The sequence below is a fragment of the Saccharopolyspora spinosa NRRL 18395 genome (genome assembly GCF_000194155.1).
GTDB lineage: Bacteria > Actinomycetota > Actinomycetes > Mycobacteriales > Pseudonocardiaceae > Saccharopolyspora > Saccharopolyspora spinosa.
Map to the genome: position 1 here is coordinate 1,473,441 of NZ_GL877879.1, position 15,170 is coordinate 1,488,610.

The 15,170-nt window shown below is 68.9% G+C and carries 12 protein-coding genes; 1 reads left to right on the top strand and 11 read right to left on the bottom strand.

The genetic code is table 11. The features are described 5' to 3' along the window. Nucleotides 1-37: 37 nt before the first annotated feature. The 8 genes from secG to uvrC form a co-directional block, all read right to left on the bottom strand. A complete protein-coding gene (gene secG, locus SSPN_RS0125885; RefSeq protein ID WP_010310736.1) occupies nucleotides 38-271 on the bottom strand; it encodes a preprotein translocase subunit SecG in 234 nt (77 codons plus the stop codon). A gap of 206 nt (nucleotides 272-477) precedes the next feature. Continuing rightward, nucleotides 478-1,263, bottom strand: coding sequence for a triose-phosphate isomerase (tpiA, locus tag SSPN_RS0125890; protein WP_010310737.1), 786 nt, complete (start codon nucleotides 1,261-1,263; stop codon nucleotides 478-480). A 2-nt stretch (nucleotides 1,264-1,265) separates the two neighbouring features. Then, entirely contained in the window at nucleotides 1,266-2,468 is a 1,203-nt protein-coding gene (locus tag SSPN_RS0125895; RefSeq protein ID WP_010310739.1) for a phosphoglycerate kinase, read from the bottom strand. Nucleotides 2,469-2,734: 266 nt separating this feature from the next. Next, nucleotides 2,735-3,745, bottom strand: coding sequence for a type I glyceraldehyde-3-phosphate dehydrogenase (gene gap, locus SSPN_RS0125900; RefSeq protein WP_010310741.1), 1,011 nt, complete (start codon nucleotides 3,743-3,745; stop codon nucleotides 2,735-2,737). A 269-nt stretch (nucleotides 3,746-4,014) separates the two neighbouring features. Next, nucleotides 4,015-5,001: a DNA-binding protein WhiA gene (whiA, locus tag SSPN_RS0125905; RefSeq protein WP_010310743.1), complete on the bottom strand. Its 987-nt coding sequence runs from the start codon at nucleotides 4,999-5,001 to the stop codon at nucleotides 4,015-4,017. Then, the gene (locus tag SSPN_RS0125910) at nucleotides 4,992-5,948 is read right to left on the bottom strand and encodes a gluconeogenesis factor YvcK family protein (RefSeq protein ID WP_044575623.1); all 957 of its coding nucleotides are present in this window, start codon (nucleotides 5,946-5,948) and stop codon (nucleotides 4,992-4,994) included. The genes whiA and SSPN_RS0125910 overlap by 10 nt, the downstream gene beginning before the upstream one ends. A gap of 8 nt (nucleotides 5,949-5,956) precedes the next feature. Further along, nucleotides 5,957-6,835, bottom strand: a complete 879-nt coding sequence (gene rapZ / locus SSPN_RS0125915) for an RNase adapter RapZ (protein ID WP_010310747.1) — start codon at nucleotides 6,833-6,835, stop codon at nucleotides 5,957-5,959. Then, a complete protein-coding gene (gene uvrC, locus SSPN_RS0125920; protein WP_010310749.1) occupies nucleotides 6,828-8,870 on the bottom strand; it encodes an excinuclease ABC subunit UvrC in 2,043 nt (680 codons plus the stop codon). Before uvrC ends, rapZ begins: the two co-directional genes overlap by 8 nt. Nucleotides 8,871-10,506: 1,636 nt before the next feature. Here uvrC and SSPN_RS0125925 point away from each other — a divergent pair. Next, nucleotides 10,507-11,445: an MBL fold metallo-hydrolase gene (locus tag SSPN_RS0125925; protein WP_010310750.1), complete on the top strand. Its 939-nt coding sequence runs from the start codon at nucleotides 10,507-10,509 to the stop codon at nucleotides 11,443-11,445. A 169-nt stretch (nucleotides 11,446-11,614) separates the two neighbouring features. Here the strand turns inward: SSPN_RS0125925 and SSPN_RS0125930 are convergent, their stop codons facing one another. The 3 genes from SSPN_RS0125930 to SSPN_RS0125940 all read right to left on the bottom strand — a co-directional run bounded on the left by SSPN_RS0125930 (nucleotide 11,615) and on the right by SSPN_RS0125940 (nucleotide 15,107). Continuing rightward, nucleotides 11,615-12,694: a glycoside hydrolase family 172 protein gene (locus tag SSPN_RS0125930; protein WP_010310754.1), complete on the bottom strand. Its 1,080-nt coding sequence runs from the start codon at nucleotides 12,692-12,694 to the stop codon at nucleotides 11,615-11,617. A 92-nt stretch (nucleotides 12,695-12,786) separates the two neighbouring features. Further along, nucleotides 12,787-14,295, bottom strand: coding sequence for a hypothetical protein (locus SSPN_RS0125935; protein ID WP_010310757.1), 1,509 nt, complete (start codon nucleotides 14,293-14,295; stop codon nucleotides 12,787-12,789). Then, entirely contained in the window at nucleotides 14,292-15,107 is an 816-nt protein-coding gene (locus SSPN_RS0125940; RefSeq protein WP_143539731.1) for a hypothetical protein, read from the bottom strand. The genes SSPN_RS0125935 and SSPN_RS0125940 overlap by 4 nt, the downstream gene beginning before the upstream one ends. Nucleotides 15,108-15,170 lie beyond the last annotated feature (63 nt).

The following is a 15,170-nucleotide window of genomic DNA, read 5'->3' on the forward strand; positions in this document are numbered from 1 at the left end:
CGGCCCGAGGTCGTCGACCGGCTGGGAGCCGGGTCGATCAACCGATCTTGATCAACAGGCCGACCCCGATGATGGAGATGACCCACAGCGCCATGACGAACAACGTCATCCGGTCGAGGTTCTTCTCCGCCACACTGGAACCGGCCAGGTTGGACTGCATACCGCCGCCGAACAGCGAGGAGAGACCGCCGCCCTTGGCCCGGTGCAGCAGCACCAGCAGTACCAGCAGCACACTCGTCACGATCAACATGATCTGCAGGAAAAGAGTCATCACGTCCTCGTTCGCACAGCGGTCCGCAACCAAGCGTACCGGGCCACCAACAGCGAGTTGACCACCGTCCACCCGTTTGCTTCCAGGACCGTCTCACACTGCTCCGCCCGGCGGATCCCAGGGGGTGAACACCACGCCGATCGGGCGAGGCGTGCGGGTCGCCCTCCACCAACTCGCCTGGCCGAGGGGACCCCACGCCCAGAACGTCACGGCAGCGGGCCGCCGGCCGCCATCGCGGAGAGCTTGGCGAACTCGTCGCCGTTGAGGCTCGCGCCACCGACCAGTGCGCCGTCCACGTCCGCCTGGCCGATCAGGTCGCCGATGTTGCTCGACTTCACCGAGCCACCGTAGAGCACCCGAACCTCGTCGGCGATCTCCTTGCCGTACTTCTCCGCCAACGCCGCCCGCAGCGATCCGCAGACCTCCTGCGCGTCCGCGGCGGTGGCGACCTTGCCGGTGCCGATCGCCCACACCGGCTCATAGGCCACCACGACCCGGCTTACCTGCTCGGCTTTGAGGCCCTTGAGCGCGTTGATCAGCTGCGTGGCGCAGTGCTCGACGTGGCCGCCGGACTCGCGCACGTCCAGCTGCTCGCCGACACACAGGATCGGCGACATGCCGTGTTTGAGGGTGGCGCGCACCTTCTTGCCGACCAGTTCGTCGGTCTCGCCGTGGTACTCGCGGCGCTCCGAGTGGCCGACCACCACGTAGCTGCAACCCAGCTTGGCCAGCATCGGCCCGGACACGTCACCGGTGTAGGCCCCGGACTCGTGTTCGGAGATGTCCTGCGCGCCGTGCTTGAGCAGCAGCTTGTCGCCGTCGATGAGGGTCTGCACGCTGCGGATGTCGGTGAACGGCGGGAGCACCGCCACCTCGACCTTGGCGAAGTACTTCTCCGGCAACGCGAAGGCGACCTTCTGCACCAGGGCGATCGCCTCCAGGTGGTTCAGGTTCATCTTCCAGTTGCCGGCGATCAGTGGCTGCCTGGCCATGTTCAGCGCTCACCTTCCAGGACGGCCACTCCGGGCAGTTCCTTGCCTTCCAGGTATTCCAGCGACGCACCGCCGCCGGTGGAGATGTGCGAGAAGCCGTCCTCGGGCAGTCCGAGGGTTCGCACCGCGGCGGCCGAGTCGCCGCCGCCGACGACGCTGAACGCGTCGGAGTCCACGATGGCCTGCGCGACACCTCGGGTGCCGTCGGCGAACGCCGGGAACTCGAACACCCCGGCCGGGCCGTTCCAGAACACCGTGGCGGAGTCGCGGAGGATCCCGGCGAACAGCTCGACGCTGCGCGGCCCGATGTCCAGGCCCATCCAGTCGGCCGGGATCGCGTCGGCGGCCACGACCTGCTTCTCCGCGTCCGCGGCGAAGCGGTCGGCGGCCACCACGTCCAGCGGCAGCACCAGCTTGTCGCCGTGGTCGGCGAGCAGCTGCTTGGTGGACTCGATCTGGTCCCCCTGCAGCAGCGAGTTGCCGACGTTGTGGCCCTGCGCGGCCAGGAACGTGTACGCCATGCCGCCGCCGATGAGCAGCTTGTCGACCTTCGGCAGCAGCGCCTTGATGACACCGAGCTTGTCGGAGACCTTCGAGCCGCCGAGCACCACGACGTACGGGCGCTTGGGCTCGCCGGTCAGGGTGCGCAGCACCTCGACCTCGGCGAGCACCAGGCCACCGGCGTAGGCGGGCAGCCGCTTGGCGACGTCGTAGACCGACGCCTGCTTGCGGTGCACCACGCCGAAGCCGTCGGAGACGAAGGCGGCGTTCGGGCCGACCAGCGCGGCCAGCTCATCGGCCAGCGCGCCGCGCTCGGCGTCGTCCTTGCTGGTCTCGCGGGCGTCGAAGCGGACGTTCTCCAGCAGTGCGACCGATCCGTCGGTCAGGCCCGCGACCACGGACTGCGCCGAGTCGCCCACCAGGTCGGTGGCCAGCGCGACGCCGGCACCTAGCAGCTCGCCGAGCCGCCGCGCGACCGGAGCCAGGGAGAACTTGGGGTCCGGTTCGCCCTTCGGGCGCCCGAGGTGCGCGGTGAGCACGACCTGGGCACCGGCCTCGGTCAACTTCCGGACGGTCGGCAGGGAGGCGCGCACCCGGCCGTCGTCGGTGATCTTCTCGCCGTCCAGCGGCACGTTCAGGTCGGCGCGCACCAGAACACGCCGACCCCGAACGCCCTCGGACAGCAGATCGTCAAGGTTCTTCACGTCTGCTCCTACGCAGTTATGGGAAAGGCCCGCACCAGCCGGGGTCTGTCGAACGGCTCGTGCGGGCCTTCAGAGACTGGCCCTTGCAAGCGGCGAAGCCGCTTAGCCCACCTACGCAACTGGCACCGCCGCGGGTTCTCAGAAGCTTTGTCACGAGGACAGCCCCGACGCGACGTATTGGTCATACGTGTGTCGGGGATCCCGGAGCCGGGAAAGCTCTTGAGGTTCCGCTACCTGCACCGCTACGCAAAACGAGCAGGAAACTCTCAGGAGAGCTTCTTGGCGACCAGGGCGACGAGGTCGGCGAGGCGGTTGGAGTAGCCCCACTCGTTGTCGTACCAGCCGACGATCTTGACCTGGTTGCCGATGACCTTGGTCAGCGGCGCGTCGAAGATCGTCGAGTGCGGGTCGGTGACGATGTCGCTGGAGACGATCGGGTCCTCGTTGTACTTGAGGATGCCCTTGAGCTTGCCGTCGGCGGCAGCCGTCTTGAACGCCTCGTTGACCGAGTCGACCGAGACGTCCTTCTGCACGGTCGCGGTCAGGTCGGTGACCGAACCGGTCGGCACCGGCACGCGCATCGCGTAGCCGTCCAGCTTGCCGTTGAGCTCCGGCAGCACCAGGCCGATGGCCTTGGCCGCACCGGTGCTGGTCGGCACCACGTTGACCGCGGCGGCGCGGGCGCGGCGCAGGTCCTTGTGCGGTCCGTCCTGCAGGTTCTGGTCCGCGGTGTAGGCGTGAACCGTGGTCATCAGACCCTGCTCGATACCGAAGGTGTCGTTGAGCACCTTCACCATCGGGGCGAGGCAGTTGGTGGTGCAGGAGGCGTTGGAGATGATGGTCTGCGAGCCGTCGTACTTCTCGTCGTTGACGCCCAGCACCACGGTCAGGTCCTCGCCCTTGGCCGGGGCGGAGATGATGACCTTCTTCGCGCCACCCTCGTCCACGTGCTTGCGGGCGTCCGCGGCGTTGGTGAAGAAGCCGGTGGACTCCACGACGACGTCGACGCCCAGGTCGCCCCACGGCAGCTTGCCCGGGTCGCGCTCGGCGAGGATCTTGATGAGCTTGCCGCCCACCTCGATGCCCTCACCGGTGACCTTCACCTCCTGGTCGAGGCGGCCGAGGATGCTGTCGTACTTGAGCAGGTGGGCCATAGTCGCGACATCGCCCAGGTCGTTGGCGGCCACGATCTCGATGTCGTGCTCACTGGCGGTCGCGGCCCGCCAGAAATTCCGCCCGATCCGACCGAAGCCGTTGATACCTACGCGAACGGTCACGCCGATCTCTCCTCGTGACTGACCCGGCCGGCGACGCGGCGGGTGAGGTTGATGGTCTCGACATCACCCTATCTGCCAGCGGGGCCGTCGCACGCGGGCGGGCGAGCGACCTGACCCTCCGGAACCGCGATGCCTCCCAGCAGCCGCAGCAGGCCCTCAACGAACGGCGACAACATCCACATCAGTGCAGGTGAACGCGCCGCGGACCGGCCAGATCTTCGATCTTGTGACCGTCGCCGAAGGTCCGATTTCCATTGAAATCGCGGAGGTCAGGCCTCCGCCTCCAGCATCTCGGCCGTCACCGCGGATTCGGTGTCCGGAACACCCAGTTCCCGGGCGCGCTTGTCGGCCATCGCCAGCAGCCGGCGGATCCGGCCGGCCACCGCGTCCTTGGTCATCGGCGGGTCCGCCAGCTGGCCGAGCTCCTCCAGCGATGCCTGCCGGTGCGCCAGCCGCAGCCGGCCCGCAACCGTCAGGTGGTCCGGAGCCGTCGGGCCCAGCAGCTCCAGCGCCCGCTCGACCCGCGCGGCCGCGGCGACCGCGGCGCGCGCCGAGCGGCGCAGGTTGGCGTCGTCGAAGTTCGCCAGCCGGTTGGCCGTCGCCCGCACCTCACGGCGCATCCGGCGCTCCTCCCACGCCAGCACGCAGGAGTGCGCACCGAGCCGGGTCAGCATCGCGCCGATCGCGTCGCCGTCGCGGACCACCACCCGGTCCGCGCCGCGCACCTCGCGCGACTTCGCCGCCACGCCGATCCGCCGCGCGGCACCGACCAGCGCCAGCGCCGCCTCCGGCCCGGGGCAGGTGACCTCCATCGACGAGGACCGGCCCGGCTCGGTCAGCGAGCCGTGCGCGAGGAAGGCGCCGCGCCACGCCGCTTCGGAGTCGCAGGCGCCGCCGGAGACGACGTGCGCGGGCAGGCCCCGCACCGGGCGTCCGCGCGGGTCGAGCAGACCGGTCTGCCGGGCCAGGCCCTCCCCGTCCTTGACCACCCGCACCACGTACCGGGTGCCCTTGCGCAGCCCGCCGGAGGTGATCACGTGCACGTCGGAGGTGTGCCCGAACAGCTCGTGGACCTCCTTGCGGAGCCGGCGCGCCGTGGAGCCGCTGTCCAGCTCGGCCTCGATCACCACCCGGCCGGCGACGATGTGCAGCCCGCCGGCGAAGCGCAGCAACGAGGAAACCTCAGCCCGTCGGCAGCACGTCTTCGTCACCGACAACCGGCTCAACTCGTCCTTGACCGCTGCGGTCATCGCCACCGGTCCGTCCTCCTCTCAAGTGCGGCGCGCAGGCTGGCCGCGAGCGCCCCCGGGTCGTGCCGTCCCGGCACGGCGGGCGCGGCGATCTTGTCCAGCAGAGTCTGCGCACCCATTCCGGCCGCCGCAGCGCGGAGACGATCCGGGGTTGGCGCCGAGTCTGCGTCTGCCAACACCGCGTCGACCCGCAGCCGGGGTGCGTGGTGCGAGAGTACGTCGAGGTGTTGTTCGGGTGAGAAGCCCGCCGTCTCCCCCGGTTGTGGGACGAGGTTGAGCACCACCACGCGGCGCGCGGGAGTGGTCACCAACGCCTCGTGCAACTCCGGGACCAGCAGGTGCGGCAGCACGCTGGTGAACCAGGAGCCGGGGCCAAGCAGCACCAGATCGGCTTCCAGCACCGCCCGAACGGCCTGCGGGCAGGCCGCCGGTTCCTCGTTGCCGTTCGCGTGCAATCGGACCTGTTTCACCCGTCCGGGCGTACTGGCGATCGCTACCTGCCCCCGGATCGTGCGTACCGCTTCCGGGTCCGAGTCCAGCCCGACGACGTCGGCGGCCATGTCCAGCGGCACCGTCGACATCGGCAGCACCCGGCCCCGCACGCCGAGCAGCCGGCCGGCGTGGTCGAGCACCTCGACCGGATCGCCGAGCACTTCCAGCAGCCCGGCCAGCACCAGGTTGCCGACCGCGTGCCCGGCGAGGGCCCCGCTGCCGCCGAAGCGGTGCTCGAACACCGTCGACCACAGCTGCCCGTCGGCGTCGGTGTCGGCGAGCGCGGCGAGCGCCTTGCGCAGGTCGCCGGGCGGCAGCATGCCCAGCTCGCGGCGCAGCCGGCCGGACGACCCGCCGTCGTCGGCGACCGTCACCACGGCCGTCACGTCGGAGGTGATGCGGCTCAGCGCCGACAGCGTCGCCTGCAGGCCATGCCCGCCGCCCAGCGCGACCGCGCGCAGCGGGGCGCTCACTCGCGCCCCAGGTCCCGGTGCACCGTCTTGACCATCATCCCGTCGTCCTCGGCCAAGCGGCGGGCCAGTTCCTCGGCCAGCGCCACGCTGCGGTGCTTGCCGCCGGTGCAACCAAGCGCCAAGGTCAGGTACCGCTTGCCCTCCCGGTGGTAGCCGGCCCCGACCAGCCGCAGCAGCTGCTGGTAGCTCTGCAGGAACTCCTCCGCGCCCTCCTGGCCGAGCACGTAGTTGCGGACCTCGTCGTCGAGGCCGTTGAACTCGCGCAGCTCCGGGATCCAGAACGGGTTCGGCAGGAACCGGCAGTCCATCACCAGGTCGGCGTCCATCGGCAGCCCGTACTTGTAGCCGAAGGACAGCACGGTCAGCCGGGTGCGGGTGCTGGCCTCGGTGCCGAAGGCGTCCTCGATCTTGGACCGCAGCTGGTGCACCGACAGGCTCGTGGTGTCCAGCACCAGGTCCGCCTCGGAGCGCAACTTGGACAGCAGCGACCGCTCCGCGGCGATCCCGTCGGCCAGCCGGCCCTCGCCCTGCAGCGGGTGGCCGCGCCGCACCTGCTCGAACCGGCGGATCAGCACCTCGTCGGTGGCCTCCAGGAACAGCACCTTCGGCTTGTAGCCGCGGGCGTCCAAGTCTTTGATCACCGCCCCCAGGTCCTCGGTGAACGCCCGGCTGCGCACGTCCATCACGACCGCGACGCGGGTGACCGCGCCGCTGGAGCGCGCCCCAAGCTCCACCATCGTCGCGATCAGTTCCGGCGGCAGGTTGTCCACCACGAACCAGCCCAGGTCCTCCAGGCATTTGGCCGCGGTGCTGCGCCCCGCACCAGAAAGGCCGCTGACGACGGCGACCTCGATGCCCGACTGCTCCTCAGTCACTGCTCTCCCCTTCAGCGTTGTCGGCGCCGGGCGCTGCCCGGTCGTCCGGCACCGGGCGTCGCCCGGTTTCCGCGTCGGCCGCCAGCGCCGAGTGCACGGTCTCGGCGGTGCGGCGGCCGATCCCCGGGACCACGGCGATCTCCTCGACCTCGGCCTGGCGCAGTTTGCGCACCGAACCGAAGTGCTTGAGCAGCGCCGTGCGGCGGGTTTCGCCCAGTCCCGGAATCGCGTCCAATGTGGAGCTTGTCATGCGCTTGGCGCGCTTCTTGCGGTGGTAGCTGATGGCGAAGCGGTGCGCCTCGTCGCGGACCCGTTGCAGCAGGTAGAGCGCCTCGCTGGTGCGGGGCAGGATCACCGGGTCAGGGTCGGCGGGCAGCCAGACCTCCTCCAGCCGCTTGGCCAGCCCGATGACCGCGACGTCGGTAATGCCCAGCTCCGTCAGCGCGTCGGCGGCGGCGTTGGCCTGCGGCGCGCCGCCGTCGATCACCAGCAGGTTCGGCGGGTAGGCGAACTTGCGCGGGCGGCCGGTATCCGGGTCGATCGCCGCGCCGACAGGCCCCGATCCGGTCTGCTCAGCCGGGGTCTCGGCCTTGGCCGTTTCGCTGAGGTAGCGGTGGAAGCGGCGGCGCACCACCTCGTCGATGGAGCCGACGTCGCCGCCCTCGGCACCCTCCCGGACCTCGAAGCGGCGGTACTCGGACTTGCGCGGGACGCCGTCCTCGAACACCACCAGCGACGCCACCACATCGCTGCCCTGCACGTGGCTGACGTCGATGCACTCGATCCGCAGCGGCGCGGTGTCCAGCGCCAGCGCCTCCTGGAGCTCCTGCAGCGCCGCCGAGCGGGCGGTCAGGTCGCCGGCGCGGCGCAGCTTGTACTGCAGGAACGCCTCCTTGGCGTTGCGCTCGACGGTCTCCATCAACGCCCGCTTGTCACCGCGCTGCGGCACCCGGAGGCTGACGCGGCTGCCGCGCAGCTCGCTGAGCCAACCGGCGATCGCGTCCGCGTCGTCGGGCAGCTGCGGCACCAGCACCTCGCGCGGCACCGGGCTGCCCCCGGCGTCGGCCTGGTCGGCCAGCGATGCCTGTTCGCCGTAGAACTGAGTGAGGAACTGCGAGGTGAGTTCTGAGGTGTCGGTCTCCGTGCCATCAGCGTTGGCGACCTTGTCGATGACCCAGCCGCGCTGGCCGCGCACCCGGCCCCCGCGGATGTGGAAGACCTGCACGGCGGCGGCGAGCTCGTCCTCGGCGAAGGCCACCACGTCGGCGTCGGTGCCGTCGCCGAGGACCACCGCCTGCTTCTCCATCGCACGCCGCAGGGCCTCCAGGTCGTCGCGCAGCCGGGCGGCGCGCTCGAACTCCAGCTCCGCGGACGCCGCCTGCATCTCCTTGTCCAGCTTGCGCATCAGCTGGTCGGTGTGCCCGGCAAGGAAGTCGCAGAAGTCCCCGACGATTGACCGGTGCTCGTCGGCGGAAACCCGGCCGACGCACGGCGCCGAGCACTTGCCGATGTAGCCGAGCAGGCAGGGGCGGCCGATCTGCGAGTGCCGCTTGAACACCCCGCCGGAGCAGGTGCGCGCTGGGAACACCCGCAGCAGCAGGTCGAGCGTCTCGCGGATCGCCCACGCGTGCGCGTATGGGCCGAAGTAGCGGACGCCCTTGCGGCGCGGGCCGCGGTAGACGTGCAGCCGCGGGAACTCCTCGTGCAGGGTCACAGCCAGCACCGGATACGACTTGTCGTCGCGGTAGCGGACGTTGAACCTCGGGTCGTACTCCTTGATCCAGGAGTACTCCAGTTGCAACGCCTCGACCTCGGTGCCGACGACGGTCCACCGCACGCCGGTGGCCGTGGTGACCATCTGCCGGGTCCTAGGGTGCAGCCCAGCGAGGTCGGCGAAGTACGACGAGAGCCTGCCGCGCAGGCTTTTCGCCTTGCCGACGTAGATCACTCGGCCGTCGGCATCGTGGAACCGGTACACGCCGGGGGCGTCCGGGATCGTGCCTGGTGCTGGTCGGTAGGTGGACGGATCGGCCACGCCTCCACCCTACGTGCGCGGGCCGGCTGCCCGGATCTCGGTGCGCCGCTCACTTCGGGCGGCCCGGCAGGGCACACTGGGTGGGTCTGTCGATGATCGCACTTAGCCGGGATCCGCACCTTGCCGGGAGGTCAGCCGTGAACGACGAGAACGCCCGGTTTGTCAAGGTAGTCAGCACTCGTTAGACCTTCGAGATAGACGAACGTCGCGCTCGGTTCATCCAGGTGCAGCAACGTCCACTGTCTAGACGAGGACCGTCGGCTGTACGTAATCCGAACCTGTCCGATTGGTGCGGAGCTTGCGACATGGCAACAGCCATAACGGAGCGGCGCTACTGGCTGCCAATCGCAAACCCCAAAGAGCGCTACGGCGGAACACGGCACGCTTTCGACGGACGTCGATGGGACGGCGATAAGAGCGCGATATCGATTTGCGGCAAGAAGGCCAAGATGAGGAAAGCCACTGAGATTGAGTGGTTCAGCTTCCCCACGTGCACGTCTTGAAACAATCTTCCTAAGGAACGGTATGGATACGATGAGGTGGCCTGATGGCTCTCTCGTCGCTCCATATCCGGACGATCGATTCCCGGCAGAGGATCGACTACGGAATTTATACGTTCGCCGGTGGTCAACGGTAGATCATCAGTTAGCTGAACGAATTCGAGCGCGGATGCGCAGGTACCGGGTGGCGGCGAGTGCGCAGGGGGCACAGCGTACTAGGCTCGCATCTAGGCGAGGTCATCTGAAGAGACTACGAGATGGGGGTTCTGTCGTGCCCGCTGGTGATGACACAGACCGCGCAATCAGGGCTTTGCGCACCGGAGCGAGGCTCCCGGCAGACGCGTCACCCGTATTGGCGAACCTGGTTGACTCGGTTAGCACCATGCAGGTCGGACCTCACCTACCTAAGAACTGGCTGCATGCCTACATGTCAGTCCTTGACGTGGCCAGGTGCCTGGTGCCTGAACAAGGAACCCCTCGCGAGGATGAACAGCGGGCTATGACCCTGCTGAGGGGCGGCGCGCCGTTCCCGGTGGATTCCGGACCTGTGCTGGCGAAGATGCTCGAATGGTGCAGTCAGCTGGATCACGAGCCGAGACACCTGCCGAATGGGGAGCAGAGATCGACAAGGCAGCGAAGGACGTTGCTAAGGCCGTGGTCGTCGGAATGATGTGACCCTGAAACAAAAAAGACCCCTCCAGCCGAAGCTGGGTGGGGGTTCTTTTGTTCGCTGACAGTTCGAATGTACCGGTGATGCTTGGCGCTGTCCCAGAACAGCGACAGCTTACATTAAGGGATAATCCCGTTCCGTCGTTGCCAGTCAACCAAGGCGACCTGGTATCGATACCTAGCTTCCGAGTACCACTTAAGGTAAGCCTGGTTTTCTTGGTCCGCCAGGATCGCTAGAATCGGCCAAACCAGCCACCAGATACAGCAGGTAAAGAAGCCAAGGAAGAAGTGCGGCAGGTGGGTGCCCGGCGGGAGTCTGGACGCCCCGATACGTACAGGATCTCGTAACCCAGCCGACTGCCCGGATCTCGGTGCGCCGTTCACCGCGGGCGCCCGGCAGGGCACACTAGGTGGGGCTTTCGATGATCGCTCTAAGCCGGGATCCGCACCTTGCCGGGAGGTCAGCCGTGAACGACGAGAACGCCCACCCCGACCGCGCGATGCTGTCCGAGGTCAGCCCTGGTGTGCACGCGTGGGTCCAGCCAGACGGCTCGTGGTGGATCAACAACGCCGGGGCGGTGCTCGGCGACGACAGCATCGTGCTGGTCGACACCTGCGCGACCGCGCAGCGCACCCGCCGGTTCCTGGACGCGGTGCGCGCCGCAGGCGGGGACGCGCCGATCCGGTTCGCGGTGAACACCCACCTGCACGGCGACCACACGCACGGCAACGCCCTGCTACCCGATTCGACTGTCCTCATCGGACACTCCGCGACCCGCGCGGGCATCCTGTCGGACACGCTGCTCACGGATCTGCCGCCGGTGTGGGAACCGGTGCCGGAGTGGGGCATCGCCGAGCACCGCGCGCCGACGGTGGTGCTGGAGGATTCGCTGACCTTGCACAGCGGCGACCGCCGGATCGAGCTGCACCACCCCGGGTACGCCGCGCACACAGCCGGCGACGTGGTGGCGTGGGTGCCGGATGCCGCGGTGCTGTTCACCGGCGACCTGATCTTCCACGGCGTCACGCCGCTGGTGTTCATGGGGTCGGTCGAGGGCGCGCTGAAGTCGCTGGACTGGCTGGCCGGGTTCGCGGCGGCGAAGGTGGTGCCGGGCCACGGCTCGATCGTGCCCGGCCCGTCGTTCCCGCGGGTGCTGGAGGACCACGCCCGCTACTACCGGTTCGTCCTGGACACGGCCCGCCAGGCCCGCACCGACGGCCTCTCGCCGCTGGAGGCGGCCCGGCGCTGCGACCTCGGCGAGTTCGCGGCGTGGCCGGACCGCGAACGCATCGTCCTCAACCTGCACCGTGCCTACGCCGACGCCGACGACACCGATCTCGACATGGCGGCGGCGTTCGCCGACACGATCGCCTACAACGGCGGCCCCCTCCGCTGCGCGGTGTAGCGAGCTTTTCGGGGTGAACGGCATCTTCGAGCAACCGAGTCGCCGAAGATGCCCTTCACCCCTGGCCGAAGCCGCGCATTGGACAGGCACGAATCGGGGATCCCGCAGACCAGACCGCTTCTACGGTTCCGCCACGCACCGCCACGCAGAACGAGTCCGGAAACCGTCTCTACAAGGGGCGGACGAGGCGGTCACCGACTGGCGCGAGGGTCACCGGTAGCGCCGGGAGCGTCTGGTACCAGTAGGCGACCGACGAGACGTCGTCGGAGCGCTTGTTGGCGTGCCCGTGCTCGATGGTCACCTTGATGGACTTCCCGAACACCACCGGGTCTTCGACGTGGAAGCGGTAGTAGGACACCTGCCCGCTCCAGTTCGGCCCGCCCGGGATGGTCAGCCCGTGGTAGGGCGCCTGGTATTGCTGGGTCGGGCACCACGCGGTGTTGAAGTAGTCCTCGGTGCCGGTGCCGTGCAGGCGCGGCGGCCAGGGTTCGCCGTCGATGAAGAACATGTCGTCGCCCTCGCCGTACCAGTTCCAGTCGGTGGTCTGGCGGAGGTTGTGCACGTTGAGGACCGTTCCGACATAGTGCCCGCGCCCCTCGGCCTCCAGCAGCACGTAGTTGCCCGCGCCGTCGGTGTTGGTGCCGCCGAAGAGGAATTCCTCGTTGCTCTGGTTGCCTTGCTCGACGCCGTCAGTGGGGTTCTGCCGCCGCCACTGCGCATGGAAGTAGCCCAGCTCCGGGTCGGCCTCGCCGTAGGTCTCGTAGTCGATGTAGTAGTAGAACGTCACCGGTTTGACGCTCATCTCGCTGATCAGCTCGAACCTGGCGCGCCCGGCGAAGGGCATCGCGAACCAGCAGTTGAAGCCCTTGCCGTCCTGCGGGCTCATCTGCAGCGGCGCGGACGCGAAGTTGCCGCTGCGGCCGTGCCCCATGCCGAAGAAGTCCCCCAGCGGCACCAGCACGGCCGGGTGCCGCGAGTCGTCCCAGGTGATCTTCAGGACGAGTCGGCGCAGGTAGTCGCCTTCCAGCTCGGCCGGTTTGCCCACGTGGTCGACGGCGACGGTGCACCAGATGTGGGTGATCACGCCCGGCCCGGCGATGTCGGCCAGCTCCCTGCACTCGCCCGGCTCGACGCGCATGTTGTCGGTGTTGCCGCCGGTGCGGTCCCAGCTGGACACCCGGCCGCGCCGAGTTTGCCGCAGCCTGGGCAGATCCCGCAGGCTGCTGCCGAATTCCCCGTATCCGGACACGTTTCCTCCCCAGTGTTAGCGAATATGGTTCTGATCACGTTCTATCACGGAGTGGCGGCAGGACGGGCGTTTTCACCGATACGCTCGCGGATTCACGGCACCTCTTGGACTTCCCGTGACATCGGCGCGAAAGTGCCTCCCTGCCAGCGGAATTGGTCGATGACGAAGAGGCTCGGGCGATAGTAGTCGTCGGATTCCCGCCAGCTCCATGATTCGGCGGTGAGATCGTCGCCGCCCAGCATCACGGCCACCGGGAGCAGGCCCCGTCCCTCCGGACCGGGATCGCCGCCCAGCAGTTCCTGGATCAGGCGCGGCGATTCCGGCGGGGAGCCGCCGTCGTAGACCTGCACCGCGTTCAACTGGGCATCGCCGGTCAGGGAGCAGCTGACCACGAGCACCGCGTCGGGACGGCCGTCGCCGGTAAAGTCCTGGAACTGGGCGTGCTGGACCGGCTTGGGCAGTCCGGGGTCCGGGTCGCAGCCCCGTTCGGCCAGCACCTGCCGCCAGTCAGCCCCGCCGAGTGGACCGTAGGGATCCGGGCCGCACATCCGCGCCGCGGAAGGCATCGCCGTTGCGCAGTCGCGCACGTAGGCGTCCCAGGTGAGGAACTTGGCGCCTGGGGAGGACAACGTCGAGAACACCAGCGCGGAGTCGCCGAGCCGGTACTGCACCGCGCCGTTGCGGTAGACCCCGCGGGTCTCCAGGATTCGCGCGATCTCGCCGGGATCACCGATGTCCACCGACGTTCCGTCGTCGGTGCTGCCGTCGTCGACGACCAGCGGTGTCGACATCAACGACCGCACCTCGTCGGCCCGGTCCTGACAGGCCATGTCGTGCATGCCTTGCAGCGCCATGACCGCCTGATCGCTGAGCGCGCCCGGCGGCAGGTCGTGGATGACGAGATTCGCAGGCCGGCAACCGCCGCGCGACTCGCCCGGCCGCAGGAAGTGCGTGCCCACCTCCCGATCGAACCTCTCCAGCAGCGGCGGGTAGATCTCGGCAACCGTCTCCAGCGGGGCCGTGTAAGCGCCGACCGCCACCAACCACTCGTCCGACATCGTGAACGTCCACACTGGACCGCCGATCGCGTACACGTCCTGCTCGCCCGGTGTTACGTCGGTGGTGGTGAACAGCGCCGACACATCGCCGAACCACGGGCGCGCGATCTTCGTCCAGGCCTGTTCGCCGCCGTCGGCCGGGTGGTGGCAGTTGCCTGCCGAGCTCAGCGCGTCCTGCACCTGCGCCACGCGCTCCCGGTCCACCCGGACGACCGCCACCTGCACGGGCGTATCCCTGTCGAGAACGTAGCTCGCGAAACCGGCGGTGCTCGTCGTGCGGAACTGCTGGATGGCCGGTACCGGCGCGCAATCCTGCACCGCCGCGAGGAAGCTGTTCCGGTCCAAGGCGTCCTCCCGCGACCGGAAGCGGCCAACGCCTGCGGCGGGCAACAACTCGGCCAGCTGCCGCGACGAAAGCTCCGGTGCCTGATGGCGTTGCGGTGAGGTGTCTTTCGGCCAGCTCCACCAGATCCCCGCCGCCACGCCGAGCACGACGATGCCGACGAGGGCCAGCACCCGCAGTCCGTACCTCGCGCCGTTCATCCGCAGTTGCCCGCGGGATTCTGCGCCGGGTCCGGGAAGGTCCAGCTGTCCCGGCCGCTCCAGTTGAACACCGACCCGTAGTGGTCGCTGACGCCGCTCATCTCGAACTCGCCGTCGGCGGGCTTTGCGGTGTAGGTCTGCGGCTTCCCGTCGATGACCAGGTCGACGTCGATCACCCAGCGGTAATGGCCCCGGGCGGCGCGCGATTCGACCTGGAACACGACCGTTTCGCCGTCCGCGAGCTGCTGGGCCTGGTCGGCGAAATACGGCCCGCCGAGCTTCCCGCCGTCGAGAACCCGTGCTAACGGGCGGAATTCGTCCAGGTCGAACCCGATCTTCTCGGCCGGGAGACCGCCCTGCGGCGGGATGCAGAACAGAGTCCCGTCGATGTTCGGCTCGCGGCTGAGGATCCTGGCGTGCATGTTCGTGATCACCACGTCGCGGGAGCGAGCGCCCTCGATGGTCACGGTGGTGCCGTGCACGCGGACCTTCACGCTGCGCCGCAGCGCCGGCGAGTCGGACAGGAACTGCTCCGGGATCCCGATTTCCGCCGCCTGCTGCCGCGGGACCACCTCGGGCAGCGCGTAGCTGTGATCGTCCAGTTGGCCGCCGTCCGAGCTCGCCCACACCAGCACGGGCGGCCGGGACGCATCCCGCGCGGTGTTCCACAGCGCGGGCGCGGCGACCCCGGTCAGCGCGGCGACGAGCCCAACGACCACGAACGCCGGGCCGCGCAGAAGGCGCTGCCACCACCTGCGTCGCGGTGGCGGGGCCGGTGACTCAGGCTCCGCTGCTGATTCCGTCTCCACCAAGCGCCGCCTCCCCGGCTACGCCCAATAACTGCGAGATCACCGAGCGTACCGAGCACGCGCACA

What these genes read in the sequence shown, in the direction of transcription:
- tpiA (WP_010310737.1), bottom strand. Translation starts at nt 1,263, where the DNA reads ATGGCCAGGCAGCCACTGATCGCCGGCAACTGGAAGATGAACCTGAAC.
- secG (WP_010310736.1), bottom strand. Translation starts at nt 271, where the DNA reads ATGACTCTTTTCCTGCAGATCATGTTGATCGTGACGAGTGTGCTGCTG.
- SSPN_RS0125935 (WP_010310757.1), bottom strand. Translation starts at nt 14,295, where the DNA reads ATGAACGGCGCGAGGTACGGACTGCGGGTGCTGGCCCTCGTCGGCATC.